This is a genomic window from Streptococcus oralis, assembly GCF_006175905.1.
In the GTDB taxonomy this organism is placed as follows: domain Bacteria; phylum Bacillota; class Bacilli; order Lactobacillales; family Streptococcaceae; genus Streptococcus; species Streptococcus oralis_BG.
In genome coordinates this window covers 154,348-174,916 of sequence record NZ_SSNB01000001.1, presented here as the reverse complement: position 1 = coordinate 174,916, position 20,569 = coordinate 154,348, and the positions used below count along the sequence as shown (strand labels likewise).

The 20,569-nt window shown below is 41.4% G+C and carries 19 protein-coding genes and 1 tRNA gene; 16 read left to right on the top strand and 4 right to left on the bottom strand.

Annotation, left to right across the window (positions count from 1 at the left end; genetic code table 11):
• Positions 1-20 precede the first annotated feature (20 nt).
• The 4 genes from E7Y33_RS00865 to E7Y33_RS00850 all read right to left on the bottom strand — a co-directional run bounded on the left by E7Y33_RS00865 (position 21) and on the right by E7Y33_RS00850 (position 4,772).
• Positions 21-1,103 carry a M24 family metallopeptidase gene (locus E7Y33_RS00865; RefSeq protein ID WP_049484776.1) on the bottom strand — a complete coding sequence of 361 codons (1,083 nt, stop codon included), beginning with the start codon at positions 1,101-1,103 and terminating at the stop codon, positions 21-23.
• A gap of 127 nt (positions 1,104-1,230) precedes the next feature.
• On the bottom strand, positions 1,231-2,013 hold the full coding sequence (gatD, locus tag E7Y33_RS00860; RefSeq protein ID WP_007520435.1) for a lipid II isoglutaminyl synthase subunit GatD: 783 nt from the start codon (positions 2,011-2,013) through the stop codon (positions 1,231-1,233).
• Positions 2,013-3,356: a lipid II isoglutaminyl synthase subunit MurT gene (gene murT / locus E7Y33_RS00855; RefSeq protein ID WP_139689374.1), complete on the bottom strand. Its 1,344-nt coding sequence runs from the start codon at positions 3,354-3,356 to the stop codon at positions 2,013-2,015. Before murT ends, gatD begins: the two co-directional genes overlap by 1 nt.
• Positions 3,357-3,455: 99 nt before the next feature.
• Positions 3,456-4,772: an FAD-containing oxidoreductase gene (locus tag E7Y33_RS00850; protein ID WP_139689373.1), complete on the bottom strand. Its 1,317-nt coding sequence runs from the start codon at positions 4,770-4,772 to the stop codon at positions 3,456-3,458.
• 314 nt (positions 4,773-5,086) lie between these two features.
• On the opposite strand from E7Y33_RS00850, the gene cshA reads away from it, so the two are divergent.
• From cshA to E7Y33_RS00765, 16 genes are all read left to right on the top strand, one after another.
• Complete coding sequence (gene cshA / locus E7Y33_RS00845; protein WP_139689372.1) at positions 5,087-6,649, top strand: degradosome RNA helicase CshA; 1,563 nt, start codon at positions 5,087-5,089, stop codon at positions 6,647-6,649.
• 282 nt (positions 6,650-6,931) lie between these two features.
• Complete coding sequence (gene codY / locus E7Y33_RS00840; RefSeq protein ID WP_000940725.1) at positions 6,932-7,720, top strand: GTP-sensing pleiotropic transcriptional regulator CodY; 789 nt, start codon at positions 6,932-6,934, stop codon at positions 7,718-7,720.
• Positions 7,720-8,295 (top strand): cysteine hydrolase family protein, encoded by a 576-nt coding sequence (locus E7Y33_RS00835; protein ID WP_139689371.1) that lies wholly within the window; start codon positions 7,720-7,722, stop codon positions 8,293-8,295. Before codY ends, E7Y33_RS00835 begins: the two co-directional genes overlap by 1 nt.
• Before the next feature lie 80 nt (positions 8,296-8,375).
• Positions 8,376-8,461, top strand: a tRNA-Leu gene (locus E7Y33_RS00830).
• A gap of 270 nt (positions 8,462-8,731) precedes the next feature.
• Positions 8,732-9,343 carry a CPBP family intramembrane glutamic endopeptidase gene (locus tag E7Y33_RS00825; protein WP_139689370.1) on the top strand — a complete coding sequence of 204 codons (612 nt, stop codon included), beginning with the start codon at positions 8,732-8,734 and terminating at the stop codon, positions 9,341-9,343.
• Positions 9,344-9,476: 133 nt separating this feature from the next.
• Positions 9,477-10,754: an ABC transporter permease gene (locus tag E7Y33_RS00820; RefSeq protein WP_139689369.1), complete on the top strand. Its 1,278-nt coding sequence runs from the start codon at positions 9,477-9,479 to the stop codon at positions 10,752-10,754.
• A gap of 12 nt (positions 10,755-10,766) precedes the next feature.
• Positions 10,767-11,414 carry an ABC transporter ATP-binding subunit Vex2 gene (vex2, locus tag E7Y33_RS00815; RefSeq protein WP_000173736.1) on the top strand — a complete coding sequence of 216 codons (648 nt, stop codon included), beginning with the start codon at positions 10,767-10,769 and terminating at the stop codon, positions 11,412-11,414.
• Between the two features lie 50 nt (positions 11,415-11,464).
• Entirely contained in the window at positions 11,465-12,844 is a 1,380-nt protein-coding gene (gene vex3, locus E7Y33_RS00810) for an ABC transporter permease subunit Vex3 (protein WP_084943804.1), read from the top strand.
• A 142-nt stretch (positions 12,845-12,986) separates the two neighbouring features.
• Entirely contained in the window at positions 12,987-13,643 is a 657-nt protein-coding gene (gene vncR / locus E7Y33_RS00805; RefSeq protein ID WP_000697942.1) for a response regulator transcription factor VncR, read from the top strand.
• Positions 13,640-14,968, top strand: a complete 1,329-nt coding sequence (vncS, locus tag E7Y33_RS00800) for a sensor histidine kinase VncS (protein WP_139689368.1) — start codon at positions 13,640-13,642, stop codon at positions 14,966-14,968. The genes vncR and vncS overlap by 4 nt, the downstream gene beginning before the upstream one ends.
• 139 nt (positions 14,969-15,107) lie before the next feature.
• On the top strand, positions 15,108-15,989 hold the full coding sequence (locus E7Y33_RS00795) for a class II fructose-bisphosphate aldolase (RefSeq protein WP_033688381.1): 882 nt from the start codon (positions 15,108-15,110) through the stop codon (positions 15,987-15,989).
• Positions 15,990-16,118: 129 nt separating this feature from the next.
• Positions 16,119-17,051: an alpha/beta hydrolase gene (locus E7Y33_RS00790; RefSeq protein WP_161976015.1), complete on the top strand. Its 933-nt coding sequence runs from the start codon at positions 16,119-16,121 to the stop codon at positions 17,049-17,051.
• Between the two features lie 51 nt (positions 17,052-17,102).
• Positions 17,103-17,648 carry a histidine phosphatase family protein gene (locus E7Y33_RS00785; protein WP_139689366.1) on the top strand — a complete coding sequence of 182 codons (546 nt, stop codon included), beginning with the start codon at positions 17,103-17,105 and terminating at the stop codon, positions 17,646-17,648.
• A gap of 314 nt (positions 17,649-17,962) precedes the next feature.
• Positions 17,963-18,955, top strand: a complete 993-nt coding sequence (locus tag E7Y33_RS00775) for an ABC transporter ATP-binding protein (protein WP_125825574.1) — start codon at positions 17,963-17,965, stop codon at positions 18,953-18,955.
• Between the two features lies 1 nt (position 18,956).
• The gene (locus tag E7Y33_RS00770) at positions 18,957-19,775 is read left to right on the top strand and encodes an ABC transporter permease (RefSeq protein ID WP_000240161.1); all 819 of its coding nucleotides are present in this window, start codon (positions 18,957-18,959) and stop codon (positions 19,773-19,775) included.
• 1 nt (position 19,776) lies between these two features.
• Positions 19,777-20,562, top strand: a complete 786-nt coding sequence (locus E7Y33_RS00765; protein ID WP_139689365.1) for an ABC transporter permease — start codon at positions 19,777-19,779, stop codon at positions 20,560-20,562.
• Positions 20,563-20,569: the final 7 nt, after the last annotated feature.

Genomic DNA, 20,569 nt, shown 5'->3' with positions numbered 1-20,569 from the left:
GACTTTTTGCTTGTCTATATTTAATCAAAATAAAGCAAATCTTTGCTGGTGCTTGTAAAGAGGTCAAAGCCATCCTTGGTAACAACACCACAGTCTTCGATACGAACGCCGACTTTACCAGGGATATAGATACCTGGTTCAACAGAGAAGCACATGCCTTCTTCGATGACCATGTCGTTTCCTTCCATGATAGAAGGGAATTCGTGGACATCCATACCGATACCGTGACCGAGACGGTGGTTGAAGTACTCTCCATAACCAGCTTTTTCAATGACTTCGCGAGCAGCGCGATCAACTTCATGTGCAGTCACACCTGGCTTGATGAAGTCAAGGGCAGCTTGTTGGGCTTCAAGTGTCAAGTTGTAAATATCCTTCTTGAATTGGTCAGGTTTACCGACAGCGACAGTACGAGTCATATCTGATGCGTAGCCATTGACCATGACACCGAGGTCAAAGAGGAGAAGGGCGTCCTTTTCAACTTTGTTTGCACCAGGAATTCCGTGCGGATTTGCAGCGTTATCACCAGTCAAGACCATGGTATCAAAGCTCATTTCATAGCCTTCACGTTTCATAGCAAAGTCGATTTGGGCGATGATATCTGTCTCAGTCTTATCAAGAGAAATATTGTCAAAACCAACCTTTACAGCCTTATCAGCATAGAGCCCTGCAACCATCATTTTTTGCACTTCATCAGCTGATTTGATGAGGCGCATGCGTTGGATGCGAGGAGTGAGGTTTTCAAACTCAGCAGTTTCAAAGACTGTTTTCAAACCATGGTATTTAGTCAAGATGAGATTTTCAAACTCAACTGCTACACGTTTGAAATCGTGCTGAGGCAAAGCATTTTTGATTTTTTGCCATGGATTTTCAGAATCCACATAGCCTACAACTGGGAAAGAGACAGTGCTGCTTGCACGCTCTACTTCAAGGGCTGGGACAAAGAGGAGCGGTTCTTGATCCGCTAGGACAAAAAGGAACATTTGGCGTTCATGGGGATCACTGTAAAAGCCAGTGAGGTAATTGATAGTGACGGGGTCAGATACGACAGCGACGTCTAGTTTTTCTGATTCAAGATATGTTAGGATTTGTTGTAATTTAGACATATGCTACCTTCTTTCTACCCCTCTATTTTGGCAAAAAATGAGAGAAAATGCAAGGGGGAAGGGTAAAAGAACAGGCAAAAAGAACTCCGGCAAGATAGCGGAGTTCTTTGGTCTAGTTTTCCTTAGTTTAAGAAAAGTCAGCCTTGCTTTTGACGTCGCTGTATTCTTCAGCGATTTCTTGGCTGAGAATGTCCTCATAGGCAGGGAGTTGGATGTCCTGTCCATATTTTTTCTTGAGTGCAGTAGTGATTAGGCGATAAGCCAGATTGGCATTACGAGAGAGGATAGGTCCGTGGAAGTAGGAACCAAAGACATTCTTGTAATGAACCCCTTCGCCGACCTTTTCTTCGTTGTTTCCATTTCCATAGACAACCAGTCCCAGTGGTTTTTGGTCATCTGAGAGGAAGGTACGGCCCTGGTGATTTTCAAATCCATAGTAGGTTTCATCAAATTCGTCATTATGAATCTTGATGTCACCGATGAAGCGGTTATTAGTCTGGTTGAGTGTGTAGTGACCCATGACTCCTAGTCCTTCGATGCGTCTCCCTGAAGCCTCAACATAATATTGCCCCAATAGTTGGAAACCACCGCAGATGGCTAGAACTACGCCATCGTTTTGGATGTAGTTGTCAATGCTCTCTTTTTTAGCAGGAAGGTCTCCAGCGATAATACTTTGTTCAAAGTCTTGACCACCACCGAAAAAGGCAATATCATAGTGATTTTCATCAAAGTCATCATGGAGAGAAACGATGTCAACTGTTACATGAGCTCCCAGTTTTTCAGCAACATACTTGAGCATGAGGATATTGCCGTTGTCCCCGTAGGTATTCATGAGGTTTCCATAGAGGTGGGCAATGTTGAGCTGATAAGGGTAGTTGCCAGCTTTTGAGGAAAGTGAAGTATAAACCATTAGTTCATCTCCTTTCTAACAATCTGACGACTAGCCAGTAGTTCACGGAATTCCAGCATAGCAGTGTAAGTCGCAAGGATATAAGCATGCTTACAATCTTGGGCTTCAATCGTTTTAAGAACTTGTTCCAGATTGCTTGTCTCAGTGATTTTATCAGCCGGGTAGCCAGTCACCCGTAAACGGCGAGCGATTTCAGAATGACGAACACCGCCAGCGTTGATTTCAGGAATGTCCATGTCAGTGATTTGTTCAAAATCAGCATCCCAAATCCAGCTAGTGTCAATTCCATCTGCATAGTTGGCATTGAGAAGGACAGATAGGCTAAATGGATAAGGTGCCAGTTTGATCATTTCGATAGCTTGGGTCGCACCAACCGGATTCTTGATGAGGACAAGGGTACATTCCTTATCGCCAATTTGGAAGGTTTCTTGGCGACCAAATACGGCTCTGCTCTTATCAAATCCTTGTTTGATCCGTTGCGAATCTGCACCGAGGAAACGGGCGATGGCAACTGCAGCAAGGGCATTGTAGATGTTGTAAAGTCCACCGATTTGGATTCCGTATTCTTGTCCGTCAATGACAAAGCGGGAGCGATTGTTGGTTAACTCAACCAAGTCTGTCAGACGGTAGTCCAAGTCAGGACGTTTGCAACCACAATTTTCACAGATATAGGCACCCAAGTTGGCATAGGTATTGTGCTCGTATTTGAGGATGCCTTGGCAGTCAGGGCAGAGGATTCCTTCGGTATTGTAGTGGGCCAGTTGAGCAGGTCCTTTTTCTAAGTCAAAACCAAAGTACTGCACAGGATTTGGAATAGCTGGCTTATAGAAAAGTGGACTGTCTCCATTAAGGAGAACAGTGGCCGTAGGCACCTTACGAATGGCATCCAAAATCATCTTATAAGTCGTGTAAATCTCACCATAGCGGTCCATCTGGTCACGGAAAATATTAGTGATGACAAAAAGGCTAGGATGGATATAGTCACAGATACGAGAAAGACTGGCCTCATCAATTTCTAGAACGGCAATGTTTTTCCCAGTTTTAGAGGATTTGGCAGTCAAGAAAGTTGTCGTAATTCCTGTGATCATGTTGGCGCCACTAGGATTGGTCAGAACTTGACCATAGACCTCTTTTAAAATGCCGACAGTGAGGGCAGTTGTTAAGGTTTTTCCATTGGTTCCAGTGACCACGACAATCTCGTAGTTCTTAGCTAGATTTTGTAAAATATCTTTATCAAATTGAAGGGCAAGTTTTCCTGGGAGCGTACTTCCACGACCAAGACGGCTCAAGATGAAGTGAGATGAACGCCCAGCAAGGAGGCCCAAAGTAGTTTTTAATTTCATGTTTCTATTATATCATAAAAGAGGGAAAAGACAGGTTTGAGATTTCGCAGAAACAAAAACAGCCCGATGAGGGCTGTTGGTTAACAAATCAGTCTCAACTTAGATCGCAAACAAGTCATTCAAGTTCTCAGCCAAGGTTGGGTGAGTGAAGATTTGTTTTGTGAAGTAAGTGTAAGGAATCTTGTTGTCCATAGCAACAGTGATGATGTTGATGATTTCTTGAGAACCCTCTGAGAAGATGCTTGCTCCAAGAATTTCTTTTGTTTCAGTATTGACAACAGCTTTGAAGGCTCCGCGAAGGTCTCCATTTACGTGACCACGAGGCATAGCTGCAACAGGAATTTCTTTAACAGCGTATGGAAGTTTCAAATCAGCTGCTTGGCTTTCCGTCAAGCCAACTTGAGAAAGAGCTGGTGTGATGAACATGGTGTTTGGTACATTGAGACGGTCTTCGAGTGTGTAGCTGCCATCTCCAGCAAGGTAGCTGTAGACAACACGGAAGTCATCAAGTGAAATGTAGGTAAATTGAAGGCCACCGTTGACGTCTCCAACTGCAAAGACACCAGGAACGTTTGTTTGACAGTGTTTGTCGACTTTGATAGCACCACGCTCCGTTAGTTCAATATCTGTATTTTCAAGTTGAAGTGGTTCTACATTCGGTTTGCGTCCAGTTGCGTAGAGAAGGGCATCGAAACGGTAGGTTTCGTTTTCAGTTACGACGAGCACTTGATCACCGTCGTTTTTGATTTCAGTAGTATGGATGTTTTGAAGCAATTCAATGCCGTCTTCTTCCATGTATTGTTTAGCAAGAGCTGCGATGGAAGGTTCTGCACGAGGAAGGAATGTATCCAAGGCGTCTAGGACTGTAACCTTGCTCCCAAGTTTGTTGTAAAGTCCTGCAAATTCAAGACCGATGTTTCCACCACCAAGAACTCCAAGTTTTTCAGGCAATTTGTCCAAGTTTTGGATACCTGTTGAGTCAAAGACATTCTTACTTGTAGAAAGTCCAGGAATTGGCAAGACGTTTGAAACAGCACCAGTGTTGATAACGATAGTTTCAGCAGTCAGTTCTTTCTTTTCATCACCAGCCTGGATTTCGATGACTTTGTTTGAAAGGAAGTGTGCTTCCGCATCAAAGATATCTACGCCTGTACCCGCAACAGTTGCATAGTTTTTACCATTAAGGCGACCAGTGACGGTATTTTTGGTAGCAATGACTTCTTCAAAAGACAAATCTTTCTCAGCAGCAACTAACAAGGTCTTAGTTGGGATACATCCGATGTTGATACAAGTTCCGCCATACATAGCTTTACTACGTTCAACGAGGGCAACTTTTTTGCCAGCTGAAGCCAATTTACCAGCTAGTGTTTTACCAGCCTTACCAAATCCAATAACAATTAAATCGTATGTTAACATTTTTTAATCCTCCTGTTTGATTTCATTCTAGCACAAGAAAAAAACTTTTGCACAATTCCGCTACGGAGAAACGAATCATATAAGGCTGTATTTATATTTGTGGAAAATCGTTTACATGATTTTCCTTAAAGATTCTACTATCTTTTGCCCCGCTCTTGTGTTATACTAGATAGGTTGCAAAGAAACTCGTACTTTTCTTTCGTGGAAAAGAAGCAACACGGTATCTCGTTTTTAAAGAAGATACATCATGAAAAGAAAAGTATATACTAAGCGCTATAGGATGGCTTCGCACCATCTTTAGAAAGAAGAAAAACGTGAAATTTAATGAATTTAACTTGTCTGCTGATTTGCTAGCAGAGATTGAAAAAGCTGGATTTGTAGAAGCAAGTCCCATCCAAGAACAGACCATTCCATTGGCTCTTGAGGGGAAAGACGTTATCGGTCAAGCCCAGACTGGTACAGGGAAAACCGCAGCCTTTGGCTTGCCAACCCTTGAAAAAATCCGTACAGAAGAAGCAACTATTCAAGCCTTGGTCATCGCTCCAACTCGTGAACTCGCTGTTCAAAGTCAAGAAGAACTCTTCCGCTTTGGTCGTAGCAAGGGAGTGAAAGTTCGCTCAGTTTACGGTGGTTCAAGCATTGAAAAACAAATCAAAGCCCTTAAGTCGGGTGCTCATATCGTTGTAGGAACACCAGGTCGTCTCTTGGACTTGATCAAACGCAAGGCTTTGAAATTGCACGATATTGAAACCCTTATCCTTGATGAAGCGGACGAAATGCTCAACATGGGCTTTCTTGAAGACATCGAAGCTATTATCTCTCGTGTCCCTGAAAGTCGTCAAACCTTGCTCTTTTCAGCAACCATGCCTGAAGCCATCAAACGTATTGGTGTTCAGTTTATGAAAGATCCTGAGCATGTGAAGATTGCTGCCAAAGAATTGACAACAGAGCTGGTGGACCAGTACTATATCCGTGTCAAGGAACAAGAAAAATTCGACACCATGACCCGTCTCATGGATGTAGAACAACCTGAACTTGCTATCGTATTTGGTCGTACCAAACGCCGTGTGGATGAATTGACTCGTGGACTTAAAATCCGTGGCTTCCGTGCAGAAGGCATTCATGGTGATTTGGACCAAAACAAACGTCTTCGTGTCCTTCGTGATTTTAAAAATGGGAATCTTGATGTTCTGGTTGCGACGGACGTGGCGGCGCGTGGTTTGGATATCTCAGGTGTGACCCATGTCTACAACTACGATATTCCACAAGATCCTGAAAGTTATGTTCACCGTATCGGTCGTACAGGTCGTGCTGGTAAGTCAGGTCAATCTATTACTTTTGTTGCTCCAAACGAAATGGGCTACCTTCAAATTATTGAAAACTTGACCAAGAAACGCATGAAAGGCTTGAAACCAGCGACAGCAGAAGAAGCCTTCCAAGCTAAGAAACAAGTAGCGCTCAAGAAAATCGAACGAGACTTCGCAGACGAAGCAATTCGTGGGAACTTTGAGAAATTTGCTAAAGATGCTCGTAAGTTAGCTGCCGAATTTAGTCCAGAAGAATTGGCTATGTATATCTTGAGTCTGACAGTCCAAGATCCAGACAGCCTCCCTGAAGTGGAGATTGCGCGTGAAAAACCACTGCCATTTAAACCATCAGGTAATGGCTTTGGTGGCAAAGGTAAGGGAGGTCGAGGAGACCGTCGAGATCGTGATCGCCGTGGTAATGGTCGCCGTGATGATTTCAAGAAAGGCAGTCGTGGGAACGATCGTTTTGATAAAGACAGACGTTACCGTAATAAAGACAATAAAAAACCTCGCAACACTTCAAGCGAAAAGAAAACCGGCTTTGTTATTCGTAACAAAGGAGATAAATAGAAAAAAGCGATTCACAGAGTGAATCGCTTTTATATATAAGGAGACCGATAGTAAAAGAAGATGGTGATAGTAAAGGATAGGTGAAACGGAAAGGGATTTATCATGTCATCTTCTTATGATGTTATAATATCAAAAATAAAATAGGATGTCAATAAAAAACTCGCTTTTTTTCTAAAATATTTTTGCTGTTCAAAATTGCAATTAAATAAGCAATTTTCAGATAATTATTGAAATAAAGACTTTTCTATGTTATAATGGAAGCGATTATATGCGAGGTAAAAAATGGCACATTTATTAGAAAAAACAAGAAAAATCACGTCTATTCTAAAGCGCTCTGAGGAGCAACTTCAAGATGAACTTCCTTACAATGCGATCACACGCCAGTTAGCTGATATTATTGACTGTAACGCTTGTATTGTGAATAACAAGGGACGTCTCTTGGGTTACTTTATGCGTTATAAGACCAATAATGACCGTGTAGAACAATTCTTCCAAACCAAAACCTTCCCGGAGGTCTATGTTCAAGGGGCAAACATGATTTATGACACGGAAGCCAATCTTCCTGTTGAACATGATTTGACCATTTTCCCTGTAGAGAGTCGTGCGGACTTTCCAGATGGCTTGACGACCATTGCTCCGATTCATGTATCAGGGATTCGTTTGGGTTCCTTGATTATTTGGCGCAATGATAAGAAATTTGAAGATGAGGATTTGATTCTTGTTGAGATTGCAAGCACAGTGGTAGGGATTCAACTCTTGAACTTCCAGCGTGAAGAAGATGAAAAGAATATTCGCCGTCGTACGGCTGTTACCATGGCGGTCAACACCCTTTCCTATTCAGAACTTCGTGCCGTTTCAGCAATTCTAGCTGAGTTGGATGGAAATGAGGGACAATTGACTGCATCTGTCATTGCAGATCGTATTGGTATCACGCGCTCAGTAATCGTCAATGCACTTCGTAAACTGGAGTCGGCAGGAATTATTGAGAGTCGTTCATTAGGAATGAAGGGGACTTATCTCAAAGTTCTAATTGGTGATATTTTTGAGGAAGTGAAAAAGAGGGACTACTAATGGCAAAAGCTTTAATCTCAATTGACTATACAGAGGATTTCGTAGCAGACCATGGAAAGCTAACTGCTGGAGCACCTGCTCAAGCGATATCAAAAGCCATTGATCAGGTAACCAGATTAGCTTTTAATCGTGGAGACTATGTCTTTTTCACCATTGATGCTCATGAAGAGAAAGATACATTCCACCCAGAAAGCAAGCTCTTTCCGCCGCACAACATCATCGGAACTAGTGGGCGTAACCTTTATGGCCCCCTAGCTGATTTCTATGCTGAGCATGAGGCGAATAGTCGAGTCTTTTGGATGGACAAGCGTCATTATTCAGCATTTTCAGGAACGGACTTAGATATCCGTTTGCGAGAACGTCGGGTTGATACTGTTATCTTAACAGGTGTTTTGACGGACATTTGCGTCCTTCATACGGCTATTGATGCCTATAATTTAGGTTATCAAATCGAGATTGTCAAGCCTGCAGTTGCCTCTATTTGGCCAGAAAATCATCAGTTTGCTCTTGGGCATTTTAAGAACACATTGGGAGCAAAATTACTGGATGAAAACCTTGCTGAAATTGAACTATAAGCCTGTTGGAAAAATGAAAAAAATCTGAAAAAAGTGTTGACAAAGATTTTGAAAGTTGATATACTAGTAAAGTAATCGACGCGGGGATGGCGGAATTGGCAGACGCGCAGGACTAAGGATCCTGTGACCGCTTTAGGTCGTGAGGGTTCAAGTCCCTCTCTCCGCATAGGGTAAGAGTTAGCTGTGGCTAGCTCTTTTTTGTTAGCACGCATAGTGATTATTCAACAAGAGAGGTCTACCTTTCTTGTTTTTTTCTTTTTTTTAAATAGTGCTATAATATAGATAGAAAGTAACTGCAAAAAGTCTTATATGAAAGATTATCGAGTAATGGATACTAATAGGCTTGGTTAAAACGGATATATAAGGTAGGAAAGGAGGAGTAGATAGTCATTTGGTATTTGAAATGAGTATTTCAAAAGTGTAAAGGAGGATTACGATGGTTAATGAACTTCAACGAATAATGAGCGCCTTTATTCAAATTCTCTTTATTATGTTACTACCTTCTATCTGGTGGTTTATGACTATGAGGGGGAAAGTTCCATTTATGAAATGGATCGGACTAAAAGCTATCAAAAGAGTAAAAACTTTGCATCTGATTTTATGGATGGTGGGGGGATTTTCCTTATTTACTATTTTTTCTATCCTTATCTTTCCTCTTACGCGTAGTCTAGAAACAGCTACTTCGGTTTTTTCTGCTATGGAATATAAGGCTTTACCAAGTATTCTAATTTACAGTATTTTGCAAACATCTTTACCAGAGGAACTATTATTTAGAGGTTTTCTACTGAAACGAATGGCAAATCACATGCCGTTTGTCTTTGCAAATACCATACAGGCCTTCGCTTTTGGATTGCTTCATGGAGTATTGTTTGCTTCAGTAGTGAGTTTGGAAGTCACTTTTTTCATTGTATTTTTTACTGGAGCAATAGCAGCTTATCTTGGTTTTGTTAACGAAAAGATAGCAGGAGGATCAATTTTACCAAGTTGGCTAATGCATGCCACAGCCAACATCCTCTCTGGTTTAGTTTCTGCATTTTCTTTGCTTTGAGTGGATACAGTTATAAAAATGGAGCTGGTAGAAATACCAGCTTTTTTTCAAAAAATAAATCAAAAAATTTTTCGATTTCATAAACATTTCATATTTGGATTTTATAATAGTCTTACAAATATGGAGGTGACAAATGAATCCAATCCAAAGAGCTTGGGCTTATGTCAGCAGAAAACGACTGAGAAGTTTTATTTTATTTCTGATTTTATTTGTCCTTTTAGCAGGAATTTCAGCCTGTTTGACTCTAATGAAGTCCAACAAAACAGTAGAAAGCAATCTTTACAAATCACTCAACACATCTTTTTCTATCAAAAAGATAGAAAATGGACAGACCTTCAAGTTGTCTGACCTAGCATCCGTGAGCAAGATTAAGGGACTGGAAAATGTCTCTCCAGAACTCGAAACGGTCGCAAAACTGAAAGACAAGGAAGCAGTGAGTGGCGAGCAGAGCGTTGAACGTGATGATTTGTCAGCCGCGGACAAGAACTTGGTTAGCTTAGCGGCTCTTGAGGATTCATCCAAGGATGTCACCTTTACCAGTTCGGCTTTCAACCTAAAAGAAGGGCGACATCTTCAAAAAGGGGACTCCAAGAAAATCCTTATTCACGAGGAGTTGGCCAAGAAGAACGGTCTTTCGCTTCATGACAAGATTGGCTTGGATGCTGGTCAGTCAGAATCTGGAAAAGGGCAAACAGTAGAGTTTGAAATTGTCGGCATCTTTTCTGGAAAAAAACAAGAGAAGTTCACAGGCTTGTCTTCTGACTTCAGTGAAAACCAAGTCTTTACAGACTATGAAAGTAGCCAAACCCTTCTGGGAAATAGTGAACCGCAGGTCAGTGCAGCGCGCTTCTATGTAGAAAATCCTAAGGAAATGGACGGACTCATGAAGCAGGTGGAAAACTTGGCTTTAGAAAGTCAAGGCTACCAAGTCGAGAAGGAAAACAAGGCCTTTGAACAAATCAAAGACTCAGTGGCAACCTTCCAAACCTTCCTCACCATCTTCCTTTATGGGATGTTGATAGCAGGAGCAGGAGCCTTAATTTTGGTCTTGTCCCTCTGGTTGAGAGAAAGGGTCTACGAAGTGGGGATTCTACTCGCACTTGGAAAAAGCAAGATCTCAATCTTCCTCCAGTTCTGTTTAGAGGTAGTTTTGGTATCTCTTGGAGCTTTGCTTCCAGCATTTGTTGCAGGAAATGCCATCGCATCCTATCTACTCCAAACTGTACTAGCCAGTGGAGATCAGGCAACCTTACAGGACACGCTGGCCAAAGCAAGTGGTCTATCAACCAGTCTTCTATCCTTTGCAGAATCCTATGTCTTTCTGCTCCTGATTGGTTGCTTATCAGTAGCCCTTTGTTTCCTATTCTTATTTAGAAAATCGCCTAAGGAAATTTTATCATCTATTAGTTAAGAAGGAGAAATCATGACTTTATTACAATTGCAAGATGTTACCTACCGTTATAAGAACACTGCTGAAGCAGTTTTATATCAGATCAAGTATAATTTTGAACCCGGAAAATTTTATAGTATCATTGGTGAGTCAGGAGCAGGAAAATCCACTCTCTTGTCCCTACTGGCTGGTCTAGATAGTCCTGTTGAAGGTTCTATCCTTTTCCAAGGAGAGGACATTCGGAACAAGGGGTATTCTTACCATCGCATGCACCATATTTCCCTAGTCTTTCAAAATTATAACTTGATAGATTATCTTTCTCCGCTGGAAAATATCCGCTTGGTCAACAAAAAGGCAAGCAAGGATACACTTCTTGAGCTTGGTTTGGATGAAAGTCAGATCAAGCGGAACGTTCTCCAGTTATCAGGTGGTCAACAACAACGTGTAGCCATCGCTCGCAGTTTAGTCTCAGAAGCTCCAGTTATTCTAGCTGATGAGCCAACAGGAAATCTGGACCCTAAAACTGCCGGAGATATTATTGAACTGCTCAAGTCACTTGCCGAGAAAACAGGTAAATGTGTGATCGTCGTCACCCACAGTAAAGAAGTGGCACAAGCGTCAGATATTACACTTGAATTGAAGAATAAGAAACTGACTGAAACTCGAAACACTACAAAATAAGATGAGCTTGTTTTGATAGAATTATGAAATCAAATCTAGAAAGGGAACCTATGTTACACAACGCATTTGCCTATGTTACAAGGAAGTTTTTCAAATCGATTGTTATCTTCCTGATTATTCTCCTCATGGCGAGCTTGAGTTTGGTCGGCTTGTCGATCAAGGGAGCTACAGCCAAGGCTTCTCAGGAGACCTTTAAAAATATCACCAATAGCTTCTCCATGCAAATCAATCGTCGCGTCAATCAAGGAACGCCACGTGGTTCTGGGAATATCAAGGGTGAGGATATCAAAAAAATCACCGAAAATAAGGCCATCGAGTCTTATGTTAAACGCATCAACGCTATCGGAGATTTGACTGGATACGACCTCATCGAAACGCCAGAAACCAAGAAAAATCTCACTGCAGACCGTGCCAAGCGTTTTGGAAGCAGCTTGATGCTGACAGGTGTTAATGACTCCTCAAAAGAAGATAAGTTTGTCTCTGGCTCATATAAGCTGGTTGAAGGTGAGCACCTAACCAACGACGACAAAGACAAGATTCTCATGCACAAGGATTTGGCAGCCAAACATGGCTGGAAAGTCGGAGATAAGGTCAAATTGGACTCTAATGTCTATGATGCAGACAATGAAAAAGGGGCCAAGGAAACAGTCGAAGTGACAATCAAGGGACTCTTTGATGGTCACAATAAGTCAGCAGTAACCTACTCACAAGAACTCTATGAAAACACAGCTATCACAGACATTCACACTGCTGCAAAACTTTATGGATATACAGAAGACACAGCTATTTATGGGGACGCAACCTTCTTTGTAACAGCAGACAAGAACTTGGATGACGTCATGAAAGAGTTGAATGGTATCAGCGGTATCAACTGGAAGAGCTACACACTTGTGAAGAGCTCCTCTAACTACCCAGCTCTAGAGCAATCCATCTCTGGTATGTACAAGATGGCCAACCTCCTCTTCTGGGGTAGCTTGAGCTTCTCAGTTCTTCTCCTTGCACTCTTGCTCAGTCTTTGGATCAATGCCCGTCGCAAGGAAGTGGGAATTCTCCTCTCTATCGGTCTCAAGCAGGCAAGTATCTTGGGTCAATTTATCACAGAATCAATCTTGATTGCCATCCCTGCTCTCGTTTCTGCTTACTTCCTAGCCAACTATACAGCTCGTGCAATCGGAAACACCGTCCTTGCCAATGTAACTTCAGGTGTTGCCAAGCAAGCCAGCAAGGCTGCTCAAGCCTCTAACCTTGGTGGTGGTGCAGAAGTAGACGGCTTTAGCAAGACCTTGTCGAGCCTAGACATTTCCATTCAGACATCAGACTTTATCATCGTCTTTGTCCTTGCTTTGGTTCTAGTGGTTCTCGTTATGGCTCTTGCCTCAAGCAATCTCCTTAGAAAACAACCAAAAGAGCTCTTGCTCGATAGTGAATAAAAAACTTGCTACCTATTCTCCCCTAAATGGGGTATAATATAGGTGGCATTTTTATCTATTTCCTCTTGATAAGGACTCTTCTTATTAGGATGAAACAGAGAAGATTTACAAGAAATTTAAAGGAATGTGAAACGTTTTTTCTATGAAAATTTTAATTGTAGAAGATGAAGAGATGATCCGTGAGGGGATCAGTGACTATTTGACGGATTGTGGTTATGAAACCATTGAAGCAGCAGATGGACAAGAAGCTCTGGAAAAATTTTCCAGCTATGAGGTAGCCCTGGTTTTACTGGATATCCAGATGCCCAAGCTTAATGGCCTAGAAGTCCTAGCGGAGATTCGTAAGACCAGTCAGGTTCCTGTCTTGATGTTGACCGCCTTTCAGGATGAAGAATACAAGATGAGTGCTTTTGCTTCTCTAGCAGACGGTTATCTGGAAAAGCCCTTTTCTCTCTCCCTTTTAAAAGTAAGGGTGGACGCGATTTTCAAGCGCTACTACGATACAGGACGTGTCTTCTCTTATAAGGATACCAAGGTGGACTTTGAGAGTTACAGTGCAAGCCTCGCAGGTCAAGAAGTGGCCATTAATGCCAAAGAGTTGGAAATTCTGGACTATCTGGTGAAAAATGAAGGACGGGCCTTGACTCGTTCTCAGATTATCGATGCTGTCTGGAAGGCGACAGATGAGGTTCCCTTTGATCGTGTCATTGATGTTTATATCAAGGAACTGCGGAAAAAGCTAGACTTGGATTGTATCCTCACTGTGCGCAATGTTGGTTATAAATTGGAGCGAAAATGAAACGAACAGGTTTATTTACAAAGATATTTATCTATACCTTCTCGATTTTTAGCCTTCTGGTTATTTGTCTTCATTTAGCCATTTATTTTCTCTTTCCCTCTACTTATCTGAGCCATCGTCAGGAAACCATTGGTCAGAAAGCGACTGCTATTGCCCAGTCCCTAGAAGGAAAGGATAGGCAGAACATCGAGCAAGTATTAGACTTGTATTCCCAGACTAGTGATATCAAGGGGGCCGTCAAAGGAGAGATGACCGAGGACAAGTTAGAAGTCAAGGACAATCTTCCTCTGGACACAGACCGCCAGACCACTTCTCTCTTTATCGAAGAGCGTGAGGTGAAAACGCAAGATGGTAGCACCATGACACTTCAATTTCTAGCTTCGATGGATTTGCAAAAGGAAGCAGAGCAAATTAGCCTCCAGTTTCTTCCCTATACCTTGTTGGCATCCTTTCTGATTTCCCTTTTGGTTGCTTACATCTACGCTCGGACCATTGTTGCACCGATTTTGGAAATCAAGCGGGTGACCCGTCGGATGATGGATTTGGATGCCCAAGTGCGATTGCGCGTGGATTCTAAGGATGAGATAGGTGATCTCAAGGAACAAATCAATAGTCTTTACCAGCACCTTTTGACTGTTATTGCGGACTTGCATGACAAGAATGAAGCTATTCTTCAGCTGGAGAAGATGAAGGTTGAGTTCCTACGAGGGGCTTCTCATGAATTGAAAACCCCTCTGGCTAGTTTGAAAATCCTAATCGAAAATATGAAAGAAAATGTCGGTCGTTATAAGGATAGAGACCACTATCTGGGAGTAGCCTTGGGGATTGTGGACGACCTCAGCCATCACGTTCTTCAGATACTTTCTCTTTCTTCTGTTCAAGAATTGCGAGAGGAGAAGGAGAACATTGACCTACTCCAGATGACGCAAACTTTGGTTAAGGATTATGCTTTGCTAGCCAAGGAAAGAAAAGTTCAGATAGACATTAGTCTGCCCCATCAGCAGGCTTACATAAACCCATCTGTGATGAAACTAATCTTATCTAATCTCATCAGCAATGCTATCAAGCACTCCATTTCAGGTGGCTTGGTTCGTATCGGGGAGAGAGAAGGAGAACTCTTTATCGAGAATAGCTGTAGTCCTGAAGAACAAGAAAAACTAGCCCAGTCTTTTTCTGGCAATGCTAGTCGCAAGGCCAAGGGTTCAGGAATGGGACTCTTTGTGGTCAAAAGTTTATTAGAACACGAGAAATTACCGTATCATTTTGAGATGCAAGATGATCGTTTGACCTTCTTCATGTCTTATCCCAAAGTCGCTCAAGACTAAGGAGAAGAAAGGGGTTACATTGATTGGATTGGAAGAAATTCAATCTAAAGTATGGGAAAAACTAGCTTTTTTTGTCAAAAAGTGATAAAATGAACAATGTAAATGGGATGTCCCAAAAAATATATAGGAGGCCTGACAAATGGCAATCGTTTCAGCAGAAAAATTTGTCCAAGCAGCTCGTGACAACGGTTATGCAGTTGGTGGATTTAACACAAACAACCTTGAGTGGACTCAAGCTATCTTGCGTGCAGCAGAAGCTAAAAAAGCTCCAGTTTTGATCCAAACTTCAATGGGTGCTGCGAAATACATGGGTGGTTACAAAGTTGCTCGCAACTTGATCGCTAACCTTGTTGAGTCAATGGGTATCACTGTACCAGTAGCTATCCACCTTGACCACGGTCACTACGAAGATGCACTTGAGTGTATCGAAGTTGGTTACACTTCAATCATGTTTGACGGTTCACACCTTCCAGTTGAAGAAAACCTTAAATTGGCTAAAGACGTTGTTGAAAAAGCACACGCTAAAGGTATCTCAGTAGAAGCTGAAGTTGGTACTATCGGTGGTGAAGAAGACGGTATCATCGGTAAAGGTGAATTGGCTCCAATCGAAGACGCTAAAGCAATGGTTGCAACTGGTATTGACTTCTTGGCAGCTGGTATTGGTAACATCCACGGTCCATACCCAGCAAACTGGGAAGGCCTTGACCTTGACCACTTGCAAAAATTGACAGAAGCTCTTCCAGGCTTCCCAATCGTATTGCACGGTGGATCAGGTATTCCTGATGAGCAAATCCAAGCAGCTATCAAACTTGGTGTTGCGAAAGTTAACGTTAACACTGAATGCCAAATCGCATTTGCTAACGCAACTCGTAAATTTGCTCGTGACTACGAAGCAAACGAAGCAGAATACGACAAGAAGAAACTCTTCGACCCACGTAAATTCTTGGCTGACGGTGTAAAAGCTATCCAAGCATCAGTTGAAGAACGTATCGACGTATTCGGTTCAGAAGGTAAAGCTTAATCTAGCTGAACAATACATACAGAACCTGCCCATTGGGTGGGTTTTTTGGTTTGTGAATATATAGCCAATATACTGTAGAAGAACCAATCTTAAGTTGCTAAAAGATTCTAATTTTTGTACAATAATGCTATGAAAAAACTGAAAAAATGGTGTTTTGGCTTCATTAGTTTGCTTCTTTTGTTTTTACTCGCTACATTCATCTTTCACCGTATCAGTTTGGAAAAGGAAAAAGCCTCACTGACACCTATGGGGCAACAAGTTCTCGTCAATGGACATCAAATAAATGTTTACGTTGAAGGGGATGGTCCTGAGACTATAGTAGTTCTCTCAGGTGCTGGTATTGCTTCTCCTATATTGGATTTTAAAGAAGTATCGGAATCCTTATCGAAACAGTATAAGGTAGTTATCGTGGAGAGGGCGGGATATGGTTACAGTGATGATAGCAATCATTCAAGAGATGTGATGGAGGTTTTGTCTGAGACTCGCCAAGCTCTTTCGCAAGCAAATATCACAGGGCCGTTTATCATTCTATCTCATTCCATGGCTAGTCTAGAGAGTTTGGCTTGGCAGGAGAAGTATCCTGATGAAGTGAAAGCCTTGATTGGTTTAGATTGGGCATTGCCATCAAGTTATGAAGATTTAAAGGATAATCAGGCCTTGCTTACGTTGGCCTATTGGAGTAGTAAGATTGGGTTATTACGTTATTTCCCTGAATCCTTTTATATAAAAAATCAAACTCTGATCGAGAGTGAACGAAATCAATATAAACTTCTAGCTTATAAGCAGTTGATGTCACAAGCCATGCTTCATGAATCCCAAACGGTAAAGGAAAATGCCAAGAAAGTTCCCTCTAGCATCAATCCGAAAATTCCCACCTTACTATTGGTGTCTAACGGTCAAGGCACTAGTTTTAGCCAATCAGAATGGCATCATTTTGCTGAGAAATTTGCTAGTGAACAGTCTAATGTGAAGGTCATCTATATGGATGCGCCTCACGACCTCTATCATTATCAAAGCGATGCTATTGTTTCTCGCATTAAAGAATTTTTAGAGAATAATTGAGGGATTAAAAATCCATTGAGACTGATGATAATAATTGAAAGGTAATGACTTATGAATAATTCTTATATTTTACTTAGACATGCTCATTCAAAATTTTCAAGTGATGATTTTAATAGAACTTTGTCAGAAAAAGGATTTTCATCTCTTGATCAGTTAGAGTTTTTGAATTCTTTTAATATTGATCATTATTTTTCTAGTCCTTATAAACGAGCATTTGAAACGATTAATAGCTCGCCAATTCAATTTGATAAAATAGTTCTTGATAATCGGTTACGAGAGAGAAAATTATCTTCAACCTTTATAAAAGATTCTGAGTTTGAAGACAGTATTAAATATTTATGGCAAAATCCCAGTGAATCTCTTTCAGAAGGGGAATCAAATCAAGATGCACTAGCTAGAGTACTAAATTTTTTAATGGAATTGGAAGAGAGATACTCAGAAAAAACGATTTTACTTAGTTCACACGGGAATTTGATAGGAATACTACTACATCACTTTGATTCCAGTTTTGATTATGAAAAATGGGATCAGATGACCTTTCCAGATTGTTTTCTAATTGATAGAAATGGGATTGTGAAAAGAATTATGAAAGATTAGTTCTTTGATTAAATAGTGATTCATATTGATCAAAATAGTTTGCTTTTTATAATTCGTAACCTGCCCATTGGGCAGGTTTTTTGGTGCTTTAAGGAGAATATCAAACCAGAATTTTTGTTTAAAAGTATTATTTTAAGAGAGAAATCTCTAATTTCAGAATCTACAGGCAAACGCTTGCATTCTAGTTTTTATTGGACTATAATAGGTTGGTATAAAGCCTTCTGTAATAATATTGAGAAGGTGTAGAAAGTAAGGATTTAGATATTTGTAGTCAAAAATACAATGTTACAATTCCTTGCGATAGGGAGAGATTTATGGCAATGATAGAAGTGGAACATCTTCAGAAAAATTTTGTGAAGACAGTAAAGGAGCCGGGGTTAAAGGGGGCTTTGCGCTCTTTTATTCACCCTGAAAAGCAAACCTTTGAAGCGGTCAAGGATTTGACCTTCGAGGTACCCAAGGGACAAATTTTAGGCTTTATCGGAGCTAATGGTGCTGGGAAGTCGACAACCATTAAAATGCTGACAGGAATTTTAAAGCCGACATCGGGCTATTGTCGGATCAATGGCAAGATTCCGCAGGACAATCGTCAAGACTATGTCAAGGATATCGGGGTTGTCTTTGGACAACGAACCCAGCTATGGTGGGATTTGGCACTGCAAGAGACCTACACGGTCTTGAAAGAGATTTACGATGTGCCAGACTCACTTTTTCATAAACGCATGGACTTTTTAAATGAAGTCTTGGATTTGAAGGAATTTATCAAGGATCCCGTGCGGACTCTTTCACTGGGGCAACGGATGCGGGCGGACATTGCGGCTTCCTTGCTTCACAATCCCAAGGTTCTCTTTTTAGATGAACCGACCATTGGTCTGGATGTTTCCGTCAAGGACAATATTCGTCGGGCTATTACCCAGATCAATCAGGAGGAAGAAACAACTATCCTCTTGACCACTCACGACCTGAGCGACATTGAGCAACTCTGTGATCGAATTTTTATGATTGATAAGGGGCAAGAGATTTTTGATGGAACGGTTAGCCAGCTCAAGGAGACCTTTGGCAAGATGAAGACTCTTTCCTTTGAACTGCTACCAGGTCAAAGTCATCTCCTTTCTCACTATGAAGGCCTGCCTGATATGACCATTGATAGACAAGGAAATAGCCTCAATATTGAATTTGATAGTTCCCGCTACCAGTCAGCTGATATTATCAAGCAAACCCTGTCTGATTTTGAAATTCGCGATTTGAAGATGTTGGATACGGATATTGAGGATATTATCCGTCGCTTCTACCGAAAGGAGCTCTAAGATGGTCAAATTGTGGAGACGTTATAAACCCTTTATCAATGCAGGTGTTCAGGAGTTGATCACCTATCGAGTCAACTTTATTCTCTATCGGATTGGCGATGTCATGGGGGCTTTTGTCGCTTTTTATCTCTGGAAGGCTGTCTTTGATTCTTCGCAAGAGTCTTTGATTCAGGGTTTTAGTATGGCAGATATCACCCTCTACATCATTATGAGTTTTGTGACTAATCTTTTGACCAGGTCAGATAGCTCCTTTATGATTGGTGATGAGGTCAAGGACGGATCCATTATCATGCGCTTGCTGCGACCAGTGCATTTTGCGGCTTCTTACCTCTTTACGGAGCTTGGGTCCAAGTGGTTGATTTTTATCTCTGTTGGACTGCCATTTTTAAGTGTCATTGTGTTGATGAAAATCTTATCTGGGCAAGGTATTGTAGAAGTGTTGGGATTAACTATCCTTTATCTCTTTAGCTTGATGCTGGCCTACCTGATTAACTTTTTCTTTAATATCTGCTTTGGGTTTTCAGCCTTTGTGTTTAAAAATCTTTGGGGTTCCAATCTACTCAAGACTTCCATAGTGGCCTTTATGTCTGGAAGTCTGATTCCCTTGGCTTTCTTTCCAAAGCTTGTTTCAGATATTCTCTCCTTCTTGCCTTTCTCATCCTTGATCTACACTCCGGTCATGATCATTGTTGGGAAATACGATGCTAGTCAGATTCTTCAGGCCATCTTGCTACAGTTTTTCTGGCTCTTAGTGATGGTGGGCTTGTCTCAGTTGATTTGGAAACGAGTCCAGTCATTTATCACTATTCAAGGAGGTTAGTATGAAAAAATATCAACGCATGCATCTGATTTTTATCAGACAATACATCAAGCAAATCATGGAGTACAAGGTTGATTTTGTGGTTGGTGTCCTTGGAGTTTTTCTGACTCAAGGCCTGAACCTCTTGTTTCTCAATGTCATCTTTCAACACATTCCATCCTTAGAAGGCTGGACCTTCCAAGAGATTGCCTTTATCTATGGATTTTCCTTAATTCCCAAGGGACTGGACCATCTCTTTTTTGATAATCTTTGGGCACTGGGACAACGTTTGGTGCGAAAAGGAGAGTTTGACAAGTACCTGACGCGTCCTATCAATCCTCTTTTTCACATCTTGGTTGAGACCTTTCAGATTGATGCCTTGGGCGAACTATTGGTCGGTGGTATTTTGTTAGCGACCACAGTGTCTAGCATTGGTTGGACTCTTCCAAAATTCCTGATTTTTCTAGTCTGTATTCCTTTTGCGACCTTGATCTATACTTCCTTGAAAATCGCGACTGCCAGTATCGCTTTTTGGACCAAGCAGTCAGGTGCCATGATTTACATTTTTTATATGTTTAATGACTTTGCCAAGTACCCAATTTCCATTTACAATTCTCTTCTTCGTTGGTTAATTAGCTTTATCGTACCTTTCGCCTTTACGGCCTACTATCCTGCCAGCTATTTCTTGCAGGATAAAGACGGGCTCTTTAACATTGGTGGGTTGATTCTGATTTCCCTTGTTTTCTTTGTTATTTCTTTAAAACTCTGGGACAGGGGCTTGGACGCTTACGAAAGTGCGGGTTCTTAAGAGATAA